Source organism: Bradyrhizobium sp. USDA 4474, assembly GCF_054057515.1.
Window position 1 is genome coordinate 1105080 of sequence record NZ_JBSRZJ010000002.1, and the last position, 15416, is coordinate 1120495.

At 65.5% G+C, this 15416-nt stretch carries 14 protein-coding genes; 6 read left to right on the forward strand and 8 right to left on the reverse strand.

Annotated features, from left to right (window positions below; all coding sequences use genetic code 11):
* The first annotated feature begins 157 nt into the window (after positions 1-157).
* Entirely contained in the window at positions 158-1117 is a 960-nt protein-coding gene (locus tag ACVW16_RS07025; RefSeq protein ID WP_456704591.1) for a lysylphosphatidylglycerol synthase transmembrane domain-containing protein, read from the forward strand.
* The gene (locus ACVW16_RS07030; protein ID WP_456735712.1) at positions 1114-2121 is read left to right on the forward strand and encodes an MraY family glycosyltransferase; all 1008 of its coding nucleotides are present in this window, start codon (positions 1114-1116) and stop codon (positions 2119-2121) included. The genes ACVW16_RS07025 and ACVW16_RS07030 overlap by 4 nt, the downstream gene beginning before the upstream one ends.
* Here ACVW16_RS07030 and ACVW16_RS07035 read toward each other — a convergent pair.
* The 6 genes from ACVW16_RS07035 to rfaD all read right to left on the reverse strand — a co-directional run bounded on the left by ACVW16_RS07035 (position 2109) and on the right by rfaD (position 10072).
* Complete coding sequence (locus tag ACVW16_RS07035; protein ID WP_456735713.1) at positions 2109-3056, reverse strand: NAD-dependent epimerase/dehydratase family protein; 948 nt, start codon at positions 3054-3056, stop codon at positions 2109-2111. The genes ACVW16_RS07030 and ACVW16_RS07035 overlap by 13 nt on opposite strands.
* The gene (locus ACVW16_RS07040) at positions 3053-4285 is read right to left on the reverse strand and encodes a glycosyltransferase family 4 protein (RefSeq protein WP_456735714.1); all 1233 of its coding nucleotides are present in this window, start codon (positions 4283-4285) and stop codon (positions 3053-3055) included. The genes ACVW16_RS07035 and ACVW16_RS07040 overlap by 4 nt, the downstream gene beginning before the upstream one ends.
* A 2-nt stretch (positions 4286-4287) precedes the next feature.
* Positions 4288-6198, reverse strand: coding sequence for an SDR family NAD(P)-dependent oxidoreductase (locus ACVW16_RS07045; protein ID WP_456704595.1), 1911 nt, complete (start codon positions 6196-6198; stop codon positions 4288-4290).
* A 114-nt stretch (positions 6199-6312) separates the two neighbouring features.
* Positions 6313-7566: an O-antigen ligase family protein gene (locus ACVW16_RS07050; protein ID WP_456705332.1), complete on the reverse strand. Its 1254-nt coding sequence runs from the start codon at positions 7564-7566 to the stop codon at positions 6313-6315.
* Between the two features lie 29 nt (positions 7567-7595).
* Positions 7596-9080 (reverse strand): D-glycero-beta-D-manno-heptose-7-phosphate kinase, encoded by a 1485-nt coding sequence (gene rfaE1, locus ACVW16_RS07055; protein WP_456704596.1) that lies wholly within the window; start codon positions 9078-9080, stop codon positions 7596-7598.
* Positions 9081-9091: 11 nt separating this feature from the next.
* Entirely contained in the window at positions 9092-10072 is a 981-nt protein-coding gene (gene rfaD, locus ACVW16_RS07060) for an ADP-glyceromanno-heptose 6-epimerase (protein WP_456704597.1), read from the reverse strand.
* A 171-nt stretch (positions 10073-10243) separates the two neighbouring features.
* Here rfaD and waaF point away from each other — a divergent pair, with 171 nt between their 5' ends.
* On the forward strand, positions 10244-11320 hold the full coding sequence (gene waaF, locus ACVW16_RS07065) for a lipopolysaccharide heptosyltransferase II (RefSeq protein ID WP_456735715.1): 1077 nt from the start codon (positions 10244-10246) through the stop codon (positions 11318-11320).
* Between the two features lie 101 nt (positions 11321-11421).
* On the opposite strand, the gene ACVW16_RS07070 is transcribed toward waaF, so the two are convergent.
* Positions 11422-11835: a RidA family protein gene (locus ACVW16_RS07070; RefSeq protein WP_456735716.1), complete on the reverse strand. Its 414-nt coding sequence runs from the start codon at positions 11833-11835 to the stop codon at positions 11422-11424.
* A 128-nt stretch (positions 11836-11963) separates the two neighbouring features.
* On the opposite strand from ACVW16_RS07070, the gene ACVW16_RS07075 reads away from it, so the two are divergent.
* Positions 11964-12455 carry an Lrp/AsnC family transcriptional regulator gene (locus ACVW16_RS07075; RefSeq protein WP_456704600.1) on the forward strand — a complete coding sequence of 164 codons (492 nt, stop codon included), beginning with the start codon at positions 11964-11966 and terminating at the stop codon, positions 12453-12455.
* A 303-nt stretch (positions 12456-12758) separates the two neighbouring features.
* On the forward strand, positions 12759-12941 hold the full coding sequence (locus tag ACVW16_RS07080) for a hypothetical protein (RefSeq protein ID WP_456704601.1): 183 nt from the start codon (positions 12759-12761) through the stop codon (positions 12939-12941).
* Between the two features lie 204 nt (positions 12942-13145).
* On the opposite strand, the gene ACVW16_RS07085 is transcribed toward ACVW16_RS07080, so the two are convergent.
* Positions 13146-14183, reverse strand: coding sequence for a glycosyltransferase family 4 protein (locus tag ACVW16_RS07085; protein ID WP_456735717.1), 1038 nt, complete (start codon positions 14181-14183; stop codon positions 13146-13148).
* A gap of 125 nt (positions 14184-14308) precedes the next feature.
* Here ACVW16_RS07085 and galE point away from each other — a divergent pair, with 125 nt between their 5' ends.
* Positions 14309-15322 (forward strand): UDP-glucose 4-epimerase GalE, encoded by a 1014-nt coding sequence (gene galE / locus ACVW16_RS07090; protein ID WP_456704603.1) that lies wholly within the window; start codon positions 14309-14311, stop codon positions 15320-15322.
* Positions 15323-15416 lie beyond the last annotated feature (94 nt).

Consider the following 15416-nt stretch of genomic DNA (forward strand, 5'->3'; position numbering starts at 1 on the left):
TTCCATGGGCGCCCTTTCATCAGCGCCCTTTTCATCAGCGCCCATTTTCATCAGCGCTATTGCAAGATCGGCGCCAAAACCATACCAAAGCGGCCGAATTCGGCGCCCGGCGTCGGGTGAACTTCAACCTACGCCAACCCAGTTCAATGCGGGCGAGATGCGCAGAATCCTGCTGTCGACGGCTAAAATCCTGATCTCTGCGGCGCTGCTCTATCTGGCGCTGCGCAAGGTCGACCTGACCGAGCTGGTCTCGCGCTTCACGGCCACCAGCCTGTTCTGGATCGGCGTGGCGATCGCGGTGGCGTTCCTGCAGATCTTCGTCGGCGTGTTGCGGTGGCGCGAGGTCAGCGCCGCATGCGGAGCGCCGCTCGAGCTCGGCCGCGCCATGCGCTATAACGTGATCGGTTCCTTCTTCAACCAGACCCTGCCGTCCGCGATCGGTGGCGACGCGGTCCGGCTGTGGCTGGTCGCGCGTGCCGGCGCCGGGTGGCGCGCGGCGACCTATTCGATCTTCGTCGATCGCGCGATCGGCCTCGTCGCGCTCGCCGTCCTGATCGTCGCAAGCCTGCCCTGGAGCTATCAGCTCATCACCGATTCCAGCGGCCGCTCGGCGCTGCTGCTCGTCGACTTCGCTGCACTCGCGGGCGGCATCGGCTTCTTGATCTTCGGCGCGCTGAAGTGGCGGTGGCTGAAGACGTGGTGGGCCACTCACCACCTCCACGCCTGCGCCGTGATCGCCAACCGCGTGATCTTCAATCCCGGGCGTGGACCGATGCTCGCAATCCTGTCGCTGCTGGTTCACGTGCTCGCGGTCGTCATCGCCTGGTGCGTGGTGAAGTCGATCGATGCGCCCGTCAGCTTCGCGCAGGTCTTCCTGCTGGTGCCGCCCGTGATGCTGATCACGCTGATGCCGATCTCGATCGCCGGCTGGGGCGTGCGCGAGGCGAGCATGGGCCTGGCCTTCGGCTTCGCCGGGTTGGCCGCAAACGAAGGCGTCAACGTCTCCCTGCTATTCGGCGCGGTTTTCTTCATCGTCGGGGCCGTCGGCGGCCTGGTCTGGATCCTCAGCGCGGAGAAGGCCGCACAGGGCTCGGCGCAGCTCGGGGTCCCGGAGTGAACGCGCTTCCAATCGCGCCGTCGCTGCTTGCCGTCGCGATCGCCGCGCTGATCTCGGCGCTCATCACCTGGATCAGCCGCCCCCTGCTGCAGCGCTACGCATTGGCGCGGCCGAATGCGCGTTCCTCGCATCGTATCCCCACCCCGCAAGGCGCGGGCATCGCGGTGATCGCGGCGACGCTCGTCGTCGCTTCCGGATGGGCGGTATGGGCGAACGTTGCCATCCCGCCGGCGCTGGTGATTGCAACTATCATCATCGCGCTGGTCGGGTTCGCCGACGACATAGTCTCGCTGCCGGTGCTGGTGCGGCTCGTGCTGCAGGCCGCTTGCGTCGGCGCTGTCGTGTTCACCGCGCCTGACGCTGCGCGCATCGTGCCTGCCCTGCCGCTGGCGCTGGAGCGCGGCCTGATCGTGCTCGCCGGTGTCTGGTTCGTGAACCTCGTCAACTTCATGGACGGGCTGGACCTGATGACGGTCGCCGAAATGGTGCCAATCAGCGCCGCACTGTTGCTGCTCGGACTGCTCGGGGACTTGTCCTGGCCGGCCGTACTGCTCGCAGCGGCACTCTGCGGCGCAATGCTCGGCTTTGCGCCGTTCAACAAACCGGTCGCAAAAGTCTTTCTCGGCGATGTCGGCAGCCTGCCGATCGGCCTTCTGCTCGGCTGGTGCCTGCTTGAGCTTGCCTGGCAGGGACAACCGGCCGCGGCGCTGCTGCTGCCGGCCTACTACCTCGCGGATTCCACCATCACGCTGTTCCGCCGGATCGCACGGCGCGAACAATTCTGGTCGGCGCACCGCTCGCACTTCTACCAGCGCGCGACCGATAACGGCTTCAGCGTCCCGCGCGTGATCGGCGAGGCGTTCGTGCTCAATCTCTTGCTGGCGGCGCTGGCCATCCTCAGCGTTCACGCCGGCTCGACGACGGTCACGCTGCTCGCCCTGCTCGCCGGCGCGATCGCCGTCGCTGTCGTGCTGCGGCGGTTCTCCCGCCCTCAGGCGTCCTGAGCCGCCAGCGCCAGCTGCAAGCCCTCGTCGAGCGACACCGCTGGCTGCCATCCCGTTGCGATCGCCTTGGAGACGTCGAGCTCGAGCGAGCCGATCAGACTGTCATGCGTTTCCTGCCGACCGAGCATGACGAGCAGGGAGCTCAGCAGCTTCGGCGACATCCCGAACAGACGGGGACTCTTGCCGGACGCCCTCGCCAGACGCTCGACAAATTCCGGCGTCGAGACCTGCTCCCGGTCGGCCACCAGGAATATCTCGAAATTGCTCGCGTGGTCGCCTTGCGCGAGCCGGCGCTGGATGAAGGACGAGAGGTTCTGCACGGCCAGGAAGGCACGATGGTTGTGGATCGCGGCAAAGGGCAGCGGCAGTCCCAAATTCACCGCGCGGGACAGCAACGCGAAATTGCCCTTGGCACCCGCGCCGTAGACCAGCGGCGGCCTGATCACCGAGATCTTCATGTTGCTGTCGCGCGCCAGCGTCCTCAAGCCCGCCTCGGCCGCGGCCTTGGACATGCCATAGAGGCCGCGCGGCGTCAGGATGTCGTCCTCGCTGAACGGGGCCCGGCCCTCGTTGCTCCGGCCATGGACGAGAACGGTGCTGATGAAGATGAAGTGGCGCACGCCCGCCATCGCGGCGGAGCGTGCCAGGTGCAGCGTGCCGGCGATGTTGACGTTGCGGTAGAGCTGGACCGCGTGCTCCTCGTACTTGTGATGCACGCGGGCGGCGAGGTGAACGACGGCATCGACGCCGTTCAGCGCGGCCGTCCAATCGGTATCGGGGCCGATCGATTTGATCACGACCTCGTTGTCCATGCCCCCCGGCCTGCGGACCGCGCGCCGGACCGACCAACCTTCGCCCGCGAGCGTCGGCGCAACGTGGCGGCCGACGAAGCCGCTCGCCCCCGTTACCAACACGACCGGTTTTCGCGCGCTCATGGTTGCTCCGAAAGAACAGGGTTGCGCAACAGCTCGTTGATCACGCCCGCATAGGCATTCATCGCAACGCTGCGATCGAACCTCGCGGCCGCCTTCACCGCCCGCGCGGCCATGGCGTCGTCATCGGAACGGGACGCCGCCCGGATCGCTTCTGCGAGCTGATCGGCCCGGCCCGGTGTCACCACCCAGCCGAGCCCGCTCTCGACCACCGTCAGGGCGGCCTCGGCCTCAGGCTCCGAAACCAGCACGACCGGGCGGCCGACCGCCAGCAGATTATAGAAACGGCTGGGCACCGACACCCCCGCCACGTCCTTCCGGTAGGGAATAATCCAGAGGTCGGCCGCAGCCAGGAATGCCTCGAGCTCCGCATCCTCGACCCGCGCCACGAAGGCGACGTTGGGCAGGTTGGCTTCGGCCTGCAATTGCTTCAGCCGTTCGAAGCCGATGCCCCAGCCCGAGAGCAGGAAGCCGATATCCGGTTCATCCCTCAGCAGGCGCGCCGCCTCGAACACGATGTCGGGATCATGGGTGAAGCCGAGATTGCCTGATAGCCCGACGATGAAGCGCGCCCTAAGCCGCTCGCGGAACGGATTGTCCGATGTCACCGGCCGCGCCGCGGGCACGAGCGTCGCCCAGTTGGGGATGAAGCGGATCTTGCTCCGCGTCATGCCGGAATAGCCGAGCAGCGGCGCTTCCGCATCGCGGCCGATGGTGATGACGGCATTGAGCGCGCGGAACATCAGGCCGTTGGCGGCGCGCATCGCGCCCGTCACGATCGAGTGCGGCTTCAACAGGCCGGCCATCACCAGCACGTCGGGAAAGAGGTCGTGCAGGATCAGCGCCGAGCGCGCGCCTTTGAGCCACGCAGCCGCCGCGACCACATAAGGCAGCATGAACGGCGCGGTGACGGTGAGGACGACGTCGCCACGCCGCAACTGCCGCAACAGCGCGATGAAGATGCGCAGCACGAACAGCAGCTCGGACAGGCCGCGCCGGACCAGCGCCGCCTTCCCCGCCATCCGGTTCCTGACGGTGATGACGCGCGGTTTGCCCGGGCCGGTCTGTGAGCCCGGCAGCGCGCCGGGCGAGCCCGAGAGCACGACGACATCGTGCTCGGTGACAAGGCGGCAGGCGATCTCGGCCATGATGGCCGCGGTCGTGCTCGGATCCGGCGGATAGTGCTGACTCGCGACGACGATCTTGCCAGCGATCTTGTCCTGCGGCTGCATCGTCAGGCCGCGGTCGACCCGAATTCGGGGACCGCATCCTTCAGGATGGTCTTGATCGTTGCCCGATCGTCGCGTGCGATCGCCTGGTCGAGCGCCGCGATCCACTTGCGCAGGGTCTGCATCGGCGGCTCGTTCGGCTGTGCGGCCATGATGCCGGCGACACCGATCTCGCGGGTCGGCTCTTCGGAGGCGAACAGGATCTCGTGCAGGCGCTCGCCCGGCCGCATGCCGGTGAACACGATCTCGATGTCGTAGCCGGGCTGCAGGCCGGAGAGACGGATCATGCGTTCGGCGAGATCGACGATCTTCACCGGCTGCCCCATGTTGAGGACGTAGACCGACACGTCCGCGCGCGCTGTGCCGAGCGCATGCGTTGCCGCGGTGATGACGAGATCGCAGGCCTCGCGGATGGTCATGAAGTAGCGGACCATGTCGGGATGGGTCACCGTCACCGGGCCGCCGGCCTCGATCTGGGCCTTGAACTTCGGCACCACCGAGCCGTTCGAGGCCAGCACATTGCCGAACCGGACCGAGATCAGGCGCATCGGCGGCTTGGCGCCGCCGCCCGTCGCAAGATCATGGTCGAGCGCCTGGCAGTACATTTCGGCAAAACGCTTGGTGAGGCCGAGCATCGACACCGGCTCGATCGCCTTGTCGGTCGAGATCATCACCATGGCTTCGGCGCCGGCGGCAAGCGCCGCGTCGGCCACGTTGATCGAGCCGAAGATGTTGGTCTTGACGCCCTCGCTCCAGTCCCGCTCGAGGATCGGCACGTGCTTCAGCGCGGCCGCGTGGAACACGATATCAGGCTTGAACTCGGCCATCAGGCGCATGACGCGCTCGCGATCGCGAATGTCGGCGATCCGCCCTTCGATCGTGGCCCCCGCGTCCTGCGCAGCGAGTGCCTCGGTGACCGCGTAGAGCGCCGGCTCCGAATTCTCCAGGATCAGCAGGCGCGCGGCACCGAAGGCGACCACGCGCTCGCAGATCTCCGAGCCGATCGATCCGCCGCCACCGGTGACGATCACGGCCTTGCCCCGGATCAAGCCCTCGAGGCGCGCATAGTCGATCTTTTCGCTGGGCCGCAGCAGCAGATCCTCGACCGCGACCGCGGTCAGCCGCGGCGCGTCGCCGCTCTCCAGCGAGGGCATGCGGTTGACGATCACACCCAGTTTGCGCGCGCGCATCAGGATCGATTCCGGATGGGCCTCCGGCTCGAACGCCGACGGCGTCATCACCACGCGCGCGATCGGCTTGCTGCGCTTGGCGAAGTCGGCGACGATGTCCTCGATGTCGTCAATGTCGCCCAGCACCGGCACGTTGCGGATGAACTGGCCGCGATCGGAACCCGACGGCGACAGCACGCCGACCGGCCAGATTCGCTTGATGGCGCCACTCTCGATGCCGCGCAGAAGCACCTCGGCATCGGCCGCGCGGCCGATCAGCAGCGTCGGCGCGGCATCCTGGGTGCGGGCATGGCGCCGCACCCGCGTGTAGCGGAAATAGCGGTAGGCCATACGCAACGCGCTGAGGGAGGTGATCTCCAGGAACCAGTAGAGGACGATCGTCACCTTGCCGAGGAAAAAGGCGCCGCGAACGTTGGGAGCGACGAAGACGTAGTCGAGCACCAGCAGCGCAACCGTCAGCACGCTCGCGACGCGGATGATGTTCAGCGCGTCGGGCAGCGATATGAACCGCCATTTCGTCGTGGTCAGGTTGAAGATGAAGAACACGACCACGCTGAAGGCGAGGAAATAGGGCAGGATCTGAAACAGCAGCGGCAAACGGTCGTAGAAGCCCTCGCCGCCCTCGAAACGCAGGTAGAAAGCCGCAAACAGCGCCGCCGTGGTCGCCAGCAGGTCGTGGAGTGCAATCAGAAAATTGCGCAATGTGAGATGCGAAAGACGCGTCATCCGACGACCGATGAATATCCCGATGGGTGCAACCTGACCGCGCTGATAGCCCATCTCGGCAAGACTTTCTAGCAACAAGAGTTGCCAGTCGGAGGTTGCCGGCCGCGCGACCGTTCAGGAACCGGCTTGCCCCACCTTCGCCGCCTTTCCTTGTGCCCGGATCACCATGCCGCCGGCGACCCCGACGCCGATGACGTACATCCAGCCCTCGTGGAAATCGAACAGATGGGAGTTGAACAGCGAGGTGAAGATGTTCTGCACCACCACCAGCAGCCCGATCCAATAGGCCAGTCCGTCGCCGCGGAACAACAACAAATGCAGGATCCAGATCGCGTAGAGAACGACGATGCCGATGACGCCCCATTGCACGGCGACGTTCAGCGTCTGGTTATGCGGATTCCCGATCACCTCGGCGGACGCCAGGTATTGGCCGCTCGGGGTTGCGACCTGCTCGAACAGGCCGCGCGTCGAACCGGTCCCGTGCCCCTTGATCGGGGCCTCCGCGAAGAAGCCGAGGGATTTTCGCCAGAATTCGAGCCTCAGGCCAATCGAGGTCGGCTCGCCCTTCTCCTTGTAGCGGGTGTAGTCGCTGACAAAGGTGTCAGCGGTCCTGCGCAATTGCGGCGAGGCCTGCCAGGCGACCGCCGCCCCGGCGACCAGGGCGATCGAGATCAGCGCGATGCTGCGCCACCTCAAATGAAGCAGCGCGAACACGCCGAACATGATCGGAATGGTGACCAGCGCGGTGCGCGATACCACCACGAAGGCCATGTTGACGAAGAAGCTCAGGGCCAGTGCGGTCAGCAATCCGGCAAGCCAGTGGCGCTTCTGGCGCAGCAGCAGCACGATCGGATAAGCGAGCGCGACCGCGCAAAGCGTGAATTCCTGGCTCTGGTCGATGTAGTTCTTGACGAAGATGCCGCGCTCGAGCTGGTCGTGCCGGAGCGTCAAATCGGGATAGAAGGCGACCAGCCACGACATCACCGACAGCAGGGCACAGGAGACCAGGAAGGCGATGAAGATCCAGCGCCCGCGCGGCGAACGCTCGAAATGATAGAGCAGCACCGGCAGCACCAGCAGCTTGACCGTCGGATTGAGCGCATAGAGACGCGCCCCCCACGCCGCGTCCGACCACAGCGTTCCCACCAGCGCCAGCAGAACCAGCGCGATCGGCGCCGCGCAGATCGGGCGTGTCAGCGATCGCAGGAATGCCGTCCAGTCGAGAAACGGCACCAGGCAGACCAGGAACAGGACGTTGAAGATCGCCGTGAGCGACGTCGACCACGGCAGCGAGACCACCGTGAGAATCGCGAACAGGTCGGCCGTCTCGCTCCACGCTGCCGGACTGCGGAGACGCCGCCACAGCATCGGGGCGGTCGTTTTTTCCGTCGGCGCGATCACTTGGCGCCTCCCCGCGCACGATGCACCAGCGCGGTGGTGCTGAAACCCTGGAGGATGTCGACCAGCACGACGGTTCCGCCGGCGGCCTCGACGACCTCGTGGCCGACCACCTGCTCGCGGGTGTAGTCGCCGCCCTTCACCAGCACGCTTGGTGCGATCCGCCTGATCAGGTCGATCGGCGTGTCCTGTTCGAAGATGACCACGAGATCGACCGCTTCGAGCGCCGCCAGCACCTCTGCACGCGCGCGCTCGTCTTGCACCGGACGCTCCTCGCCCTTGAGCCGCCGCACCGAGGCGTCGCTGTTCAGCCCCACGATCAGGCGGTCGCAGGCGGCGCGCGCCGCGGTCAGCACCTTGACGTGGCCGGGATGCAGGATGTCGAAGCAGCCGTTGGTGAAGCCGACGCGCAGCCCCTGCCCCTTCCATTCGGCGAGCCGGGCGTCCAGCGTGTCGGGCGCGCTCACCACCTTCTCCTCGGCTGCGAGCGTGGCATGCGGCAGGATCTTTCGCCGCAGTTCGTCGGCGCTCACGCTGGCGGTGCCCTGCTTGCCGACCGCGACCGCAGCGGCCGCGCTCGCCACGCGCAGCGCCGTGTCCCAGTCCGCCTCCGCCGCGAGCGAAACCGCGAGCGCGGCGGCCACGGTGTCCCCGGCGCCGGACACGTCGCGCACCTTCACCGGGAAAGCCGGCACGTGAACGGCTTCGTTGCTGCGCGGGACCAACGTCATGCCGTGCTCGCCCTGCGTCACCAGGATCGCCTCGCAATCGGCAAGCCGCATCACGTCCTCGCTGGCATCGACGATGCTCTGCGGCGTGTCGGCGCGGCTGCGGGTGGCCTCCGAGAATTCCTTGCGGTTGGGCGTGAGCAGTGTGGCGCCGCGATAGATCGCCCAGTTCAGGCTCTTGGGATCGACGATCACGCGCTTGCCGAGATTGCGCGCGGCGTCGATGGTGTGGCGGATCACGCGTGCGGTGAGCACGCCCTTGGCATAGTCGGAGAGCAGCACGATATCGGCGCGGGCGATCTGCGGCAGGATCGCTTCGATCAGCCTGGTCTCGACCTCTTCGGAGGCGGCGACCGCCTGCTCCCAATCCGCGCGCAGCATATGCGTGGAAAAATGCTCGGAGACGAAACGGACTTTTCGCGTGGTCGGCCGCGACGGATCGCGCACCAGCGCGCTTTCGATGCCGGCATGGTCTGCCAGCGCGGCGGCGAGCCGCTTGCCGGCCTCATCCTCGCCGACGAGGCCGACGAAGATGCAGCGCGCGCCAAGCGCAGCGACGTTGCGCGCGACATTGCCGGCGCCGCCGATGTGGATCTCGCTGCGCTGGGCCGCGATGACGGGTGTCGGCGCTTCCGGCGAGATCCGCGACACCTCGCCGTAGACGAACTCGTCCAGCATGATGTCGCCGATGCAGAGCACCGTGCGGCGCGCAATATCGTGCGCCAGGGCATCAAAATCGAGGATGGGCGTCGGCATGGTGATGGGCCTCAGCGGAAACGGTCGGGCCGGTCGAGATAATCCCCGACATAGGCCTTCACCGCGTCTTCGAGCGGGGTGAAGCCGCCGTTATAGCCGGCACGGCAGAGCCGATCGACCTTGCTCTCGGTGAAATACTGATAGCTGCCGCGAATCTGCTCGGGCATGTCGATATAGTCGATGTTCGGCCGGGTCCCGAGCGCGGCGTAGGTCGCGAGCATCAGATCCCTGAAGCTGCGCGCCTTGCCGGTGCCGACGTTGAACAGCCCCGACACCGCAGGCGTCGCGAGCAGCCACATGATGACGCGCACGACATCGTCGACATAGATGAAATCGCGGCGCTGATCGCCGTCGGCGATGCCGTCGCGATGCGACTTGAACAGCTGCACGACGCGGCCCGCCTTGACGTCATCGAAGCGGCGCGCCAGCACGCTCATCATCGTGCCCTTGTGGTATTCGTTCGGACCGAACACGTTGAAGAATTTCAGTCCAGCCCATTGCGGCGGCATCGAAGCGCCGTTCGCGACGCGCTCGGCGACCGCGAGATCGAACAGCTGCTTGCTCCAGCCGTAGAGATTCATCGGCCGCAGCCTCTTCAGCGCCGGTAGCGATGCATCATCGTCAAAACCCTCGGCGCCGTCGCCATAGGTCGCAGCCGACGAGGCGTAGATCAGCGGCACCTTGTTCGCCGTACACCAGTCGAGCAGGCGCGTCGAAAAGCGAAAATTGGTCTCTATCACGAGATCGCCGTCGGTCGCGGTGGTCTCGGAAATCGCCCCGAGATGGATCACGGCATCGAGCTTGCGGCCCTTCAACCATCCTGGCAGTTCCGCCGGCGGAACGATATCCACAAGCTGGCGCTTGGCGAGATTGCGCCATTTGCCGTCGCTGCCCAAGAGGTCGCAGACCACGACATCGCTGCGCCCCGCCAGGTTCAGCGCGGCGACGACATTCGATCCGATAAAACCGGCCCCGCCGGTCACCAGCAACATTCCAACATCCCTGCCTGATTTTGACGGCCCGATACCTGCCGTAGCGCATCATCCGCCAAAGTGTAAGCATTTTGGGCAGACGCTTTGGACTCGCTTCTGCCGGCTTTACCTGCCGGCCCGGAGCGGCTAACCGAACCACCACATCAAGAGCGTTTGCGGCCCCATTAACTGATGAATATTGATTCGCAATTTGGCGGGAACGACGAGCGGAGCGACACCCGCCCGATTCTCATCGTCCCCTATATGTGGATCGGCGATTTCGTCCGGAATCACACCGTGGTCCGGGTGCTGAAAGAGCGCTGGCCGAACCGGCCGGTCGATCTGCTCACCACGACCCTTTGCGCCCCTCTGGTCGACTACATGCCCGGCGTGCGCCAAGGCATCGTTTGGGACCTGCCCCGCAGTCGCCTGGCGGTACGCCGCCAGTTCGGCCTGGCAAAGCTCCTGCGCGAGCGGAACTACGGCACGGCCCTGGTGCTGCCCCGCACCTGGAAGGCAGCCATTGCGCCGACGCTGGCCGGTATTCCCGAAAGGGTCGGCTGGGTCGGCGAGATCAGGTTCGGGCTGATCAACCAATGGCGCTGGGGCGAGAGCAAGCTTCCCCGTTTCATCGACGAGAATGCCGCCCTCGGCCTGCCGGACGGCGCCCCGTTGCCGCCGGAATGGCCGGTGCCGCAATTGCGGGTCTCGCCCGAGGAGATCGCCCGCTGGCGCCAGGCCAACGGCCTCAGCGCGGGCGCCGCCGTCGCGCTCGCCCCCGGCTCCGTCGGGGTCTCCAAACGCTGGACCTACTATCCGGAGGCCGCCCGGTTGCTGATCGAGCGCGGACTGGAGGTCTGGGTGGTCGGCGGCCCCGCGGAAAAAGGCCTCGCGCAGGAAATCGTCGCGGCGGGAGGCCCCGGGGCCGCTGGCGGCCCAGGGGTGCGGGACCTCACCGGCAATGATTTGCGCAACGGCGTGCTGGCCATGGCCGCGGCCGGCGTCGCGATCTCGAACGACTCAGGCCTGATGCACATCGCGGCCGCGCTGGGCACGCCCACCATGGGCATCTTCGGCCCGACCAGCCCCTACCTCTGGGCTCCCCTCAACGGCCTCGCCGCAACCGTGGTGCAGGACAAGAGCGTGCTCTCGTGCCAGCCCTGCCAGAGCACGATCTGCAAAATGAACGACCACAGGTGTATGCGGGACATCGCGGCCGAAGAGGTGGCGGCGATTGCGGAGAGGGTGCTGGCTGAGGTGGCGGGCTGACCAGGACGCGGACTCATCAGGGCGGAGCCACAGCCTGCTGAAGACCTGCAAGGCCGCGATGTCGTCCGCAGTTGTTCCGTTCGCGACCGGCTTCCTTGAACCTATGCGGCCGCCACTGCTTCGATCTCAATCAGCAAGCTCTCCAAATAGAGGTGCGAAACCTCAACCAGGGTGACCGCGGATGCGACGGCCGGCGTCACCGAGTTGAAGAAGCGATCGCGTGCCCGCCTGTAGTCCGCCAACCTGTCCATGTCGCGGACGAAGACCGTCAGCTTCACCAAATTCGAGGCGGCGCAACCAGCGCTCTCCAGCGCAGCCGAGAGATTGCGGAATGCCTGCTCAGCCTGTGCCTCTATGTCGTCACCTCCAACAATCGCGCCGGTAGCGTCAACACCGGCCTGTCCGGCAATGAAGATCAGACGGCCGCCGCGCACGTCGACCACGTGGGAGTAGCCAGGCGGCCGTTCGAGAGCGGGCGGGTTCAGGTAGCGAACAACGGCGGCGTCGGTTGGCATGAGGCAGCTCCATTCATTGACTGCACAAACTATGTCTCATGATCCCCGGGCACGTCTTTGCGAATTAGGCTATGAGAGGGCCAGATCGCGCAATAAATCGCCCCACAGGATCGAAGAAGTGAGCACCTATGCCAAATCCAGAGCTGGACGAGATCGATCGCCGCATTATTGCCGAACTGCAGGCGGATGCGCGACTGACCAACATTGAGTTGGCTAACCGCGTCGGACTTTCCGCGTCTCCGTGCCTGCGCCGGGTGCGACGATTGGCTGACGAAGGTGTCATCGCCGGATATCGCGCCGTGCTACATCGCAACCGCGTCGGTCTTGGCCTCACGGTCTTCCTCGCCGTGAAGATCGATCGCCACGCCAACGATCGTGCCCTCGACTTCGAGCACGCCGTAACCGCTATGCCCGAGGTGGTCGGATGCCATCTCGTGGCAGGCGAGGCTGACTATGTCTTGGAAGTCGTGGTGCCCGACATGGAGCGCTATCAGCAATTTCTTGTCGGCAAACTTCTGGAGTTGCCAATCGTTCGCGACGCGCGCAGCAACATCGCCATTCAATCCCTCAAAGCTGATGCGCCTCTTCCGCTCGGGCACTTCGGTCCTGACGGCCAGTGAATGTCGGCTGTGATCCCAACCGCAACGAAATGTCCGTCGACCGGAATGGCTCAAAGTGGCCCACAGGCGAAGTCCGGCGATGTCCGGTTTTGCGCCGCTACTGGAGTGTGAGCAGACATCCCCCAGCCGTGCCCCGTTTATGAGTAGGCGACCTCGTTCAGGTCAAAAAAGAACCTTCGTCACCGAAAGGAAAATCCGCGCAGAACGGATCGGCGGCTTTTGCAGGGGTCGTGCCCAACCCAACTTATGTTGGATACACGCATCGGAAGAATTGGCATTCTCTCACCTTCGGGGGAAAAGCCAATGGACGAAGACTTCATCAAGGAACGCGCTCAAGACATTCGCGAGCTTGCGGCGAAGGCGGACCCGTTCACCCGAAAGCGCCTGCTCGATCTTGCCGACACTTACGAGCGCAGGCTTCGCCCGGCGCCGCATGCCGCGCCAAGACTTGCAGCTCGGCATTCGCAGACGCAGATCAAGCACTAGGCATGCCCGAGGGGAAGGAGCGCGAGAGCGCCAGCGGAAGCTCGTCCGCTATTCTTGGAAGATGCCAATCTACACCTGTTTTGCCCGACGGAACAAGCGAAATTCGCAAAATCCGCATTCCGGCCGCACGCGCCCGACAAGCCATTGGTTTTGCTTGCACCGGCTACTGTGCATGGGGTTGTTTTCACGCTTGGGAAAAGCGGCTCAAAGCAACGGCCGATAGACCTCGCCGATCCGGGCCGCCTCGGCATCGAGGCTGAACTTTTCCAGCACCCGCGCCCGCCCGCGCTCGCCCATCGCGGTCGCGGCAGCCACGTCACGCATCAGCGGTTCGAGCGCGGCGACCAGCGCATCGGCGTCGCCGGTCGGGATCAGCACGCCGCTTAACCCATCCTCGACCACGAGCTCGGCAGCACCGGCACGCGCGGCGACCAGCGCGCTGCCTGATGCCATCGCCTCGATCAGCGTCAGGCCGAATCCTTCGTTGCGCGAGGTGAAGGCGTAGATCGTCAGCCGCTGATACCAGCGCTGCACGTCTTCGATCGCAAGCTCGCCGGTGATGACGATGCGCGATTGCAGGCCAGCCGCTTCGATGCGCTTCTTCAGGTCGTTCGCAAAGGGCGCCTGTTCGGCCGTGACCTGGCCGACGATCACGGCCGTAAATTCGGGATGGCGCGGCAAGAGGCGGCACATCGCCTCGACGAACACATCGGTGCCCTTCTGCGCGCGCACGCGGCCGAAACAGCCGATGGCGTAACGGCCGGGCAAGCCGCTTTCCGCGAAGGCGGCTGCGCGATCCGATGGCGGCGCATAGACGTCGGTGTCGACGCCATGCGGGATCACCTTCGCTTCGACTTTGAGGAACGAGGCCGAGACGTCCGATGTCGCGATGATCGCGTCCATGCGGCGGATCAGCCAGCGCGTGATCCAGGTGTGACGCCGCTGCCCTGCCGAGGTGAAGACCAGTTTCAGCGGCCAGCCCAGGGTCCGCAGCAGGACGCCCGCGATCATCTCGTTGTTGCGGCGCGCATGCCAGATCAACGGCATCTTGCGCCCCCATAGTTTCAGGAGATCGGCGACGCCCAATCGCGCAATCCCCTCCGGAGCGTCCGAGCCAAACCAGGCCGAGCGATAGAGTTTCGCCAGCCGCGGCGCCACCATCCGGTTGGTCGCGGTGACCCCGGAATAGCGCCTGTGCAGATTTGGCACGATCACTTGCAGATCGGCTGGGAAATTTGCCACGTCATGCTCCGTTCGGTGAGCCCCTATACGCAACATTAAGCATAGTGACCAGTTCAGCGGCGCCGAAACCCCCTCTTCACCGCGCAAACGTTAACTTGGCACGTTGATCGAGGACGGGTGAGATCATGACTGTGCTAGTCACCGGCGGCGCCGGCTATATCGGAAGTCACACGGTCCTGACGCTGGCGGAAGCCGGCGAGGACGTCGTCGTGATCGACGATCTCTCCACGGGTTTCTCCGCGTATCTGCCCGAAGGCGTGCCGCTGTTCATCGGCGATGCCGGCGACGAGAACCTGCTCGAAGGCGTGATCGCCCAGCACGACATCGAGAGCATCATCCATTTTGCGGGCTCCGTGGTCGTGCCGGATTCGATGCGCGATCCGCTCGGCTACTACCACAACAATTTCACGACCGCGCGCAACCTGCTCAACGTCGCCGTCAAGCGCGGCATCGGCCGCTTCATCTTCTCCTCGACCGCTGCCGTCTATGGCAACCCGGACCAGGTGCCGGTGCCCGAGCACGCGCCCACCCGGCCGCTCTCGCCCTATGGTTCGTCCAAGCTGATGACCGAGATCATGCTGCACGACGTCGCCGCCGCCTACGGCATGCAGTACGTGGCGCTGCGCTATTTCAACGTCGCAGGCGCCGACCCGCAGGCGCGTATAGGCCTCGCCACCGTCGGCGCCACGCATCTGCTCAAGATCGCAGTGGAGGCCGCGACCGGCCAGCGCGCCAAGATCGACGTCTTCGGCACCGACTATCCGACCCCGGATGGCAGCTGCATTCGCGACTTCATCCACGTCACGGACCTGTCGCAGGCGCATCGCTCGGCGCTGGCTTATCTGCGCGATGGCGGCGCCTCGACCACGCTGAATTGCGGCTATGGCCGCGGCTATTCCGTGCTCGAAACCATCGATGCCGTCCGCAGGGTGTCCGGTCGCAGCTTCGCCGTGCAATACGCCCCGCGCCGGCCCGGCGACATCATGACCATGGTCGCCGACACCAGCCGCATCCGCGGCCTGCTCGACTGGAAGCCGCAATACGAGGATCTGGAGACCATCGCCGCCCATGCCCTGGCCTGGGAGGACAAGCTGTTCCGCGAGCGCCACGGCGAGCTCCGCCGCGCGGCCTCGGCCTAGAATCCGTCCGGGCGCAAGCCCTTAATTGGGCTTGAAAACCGCAGCTTTAGCGGGCACAGAGGCCCTTCGATCCCTGACGCGCGGGCAGGCTTTT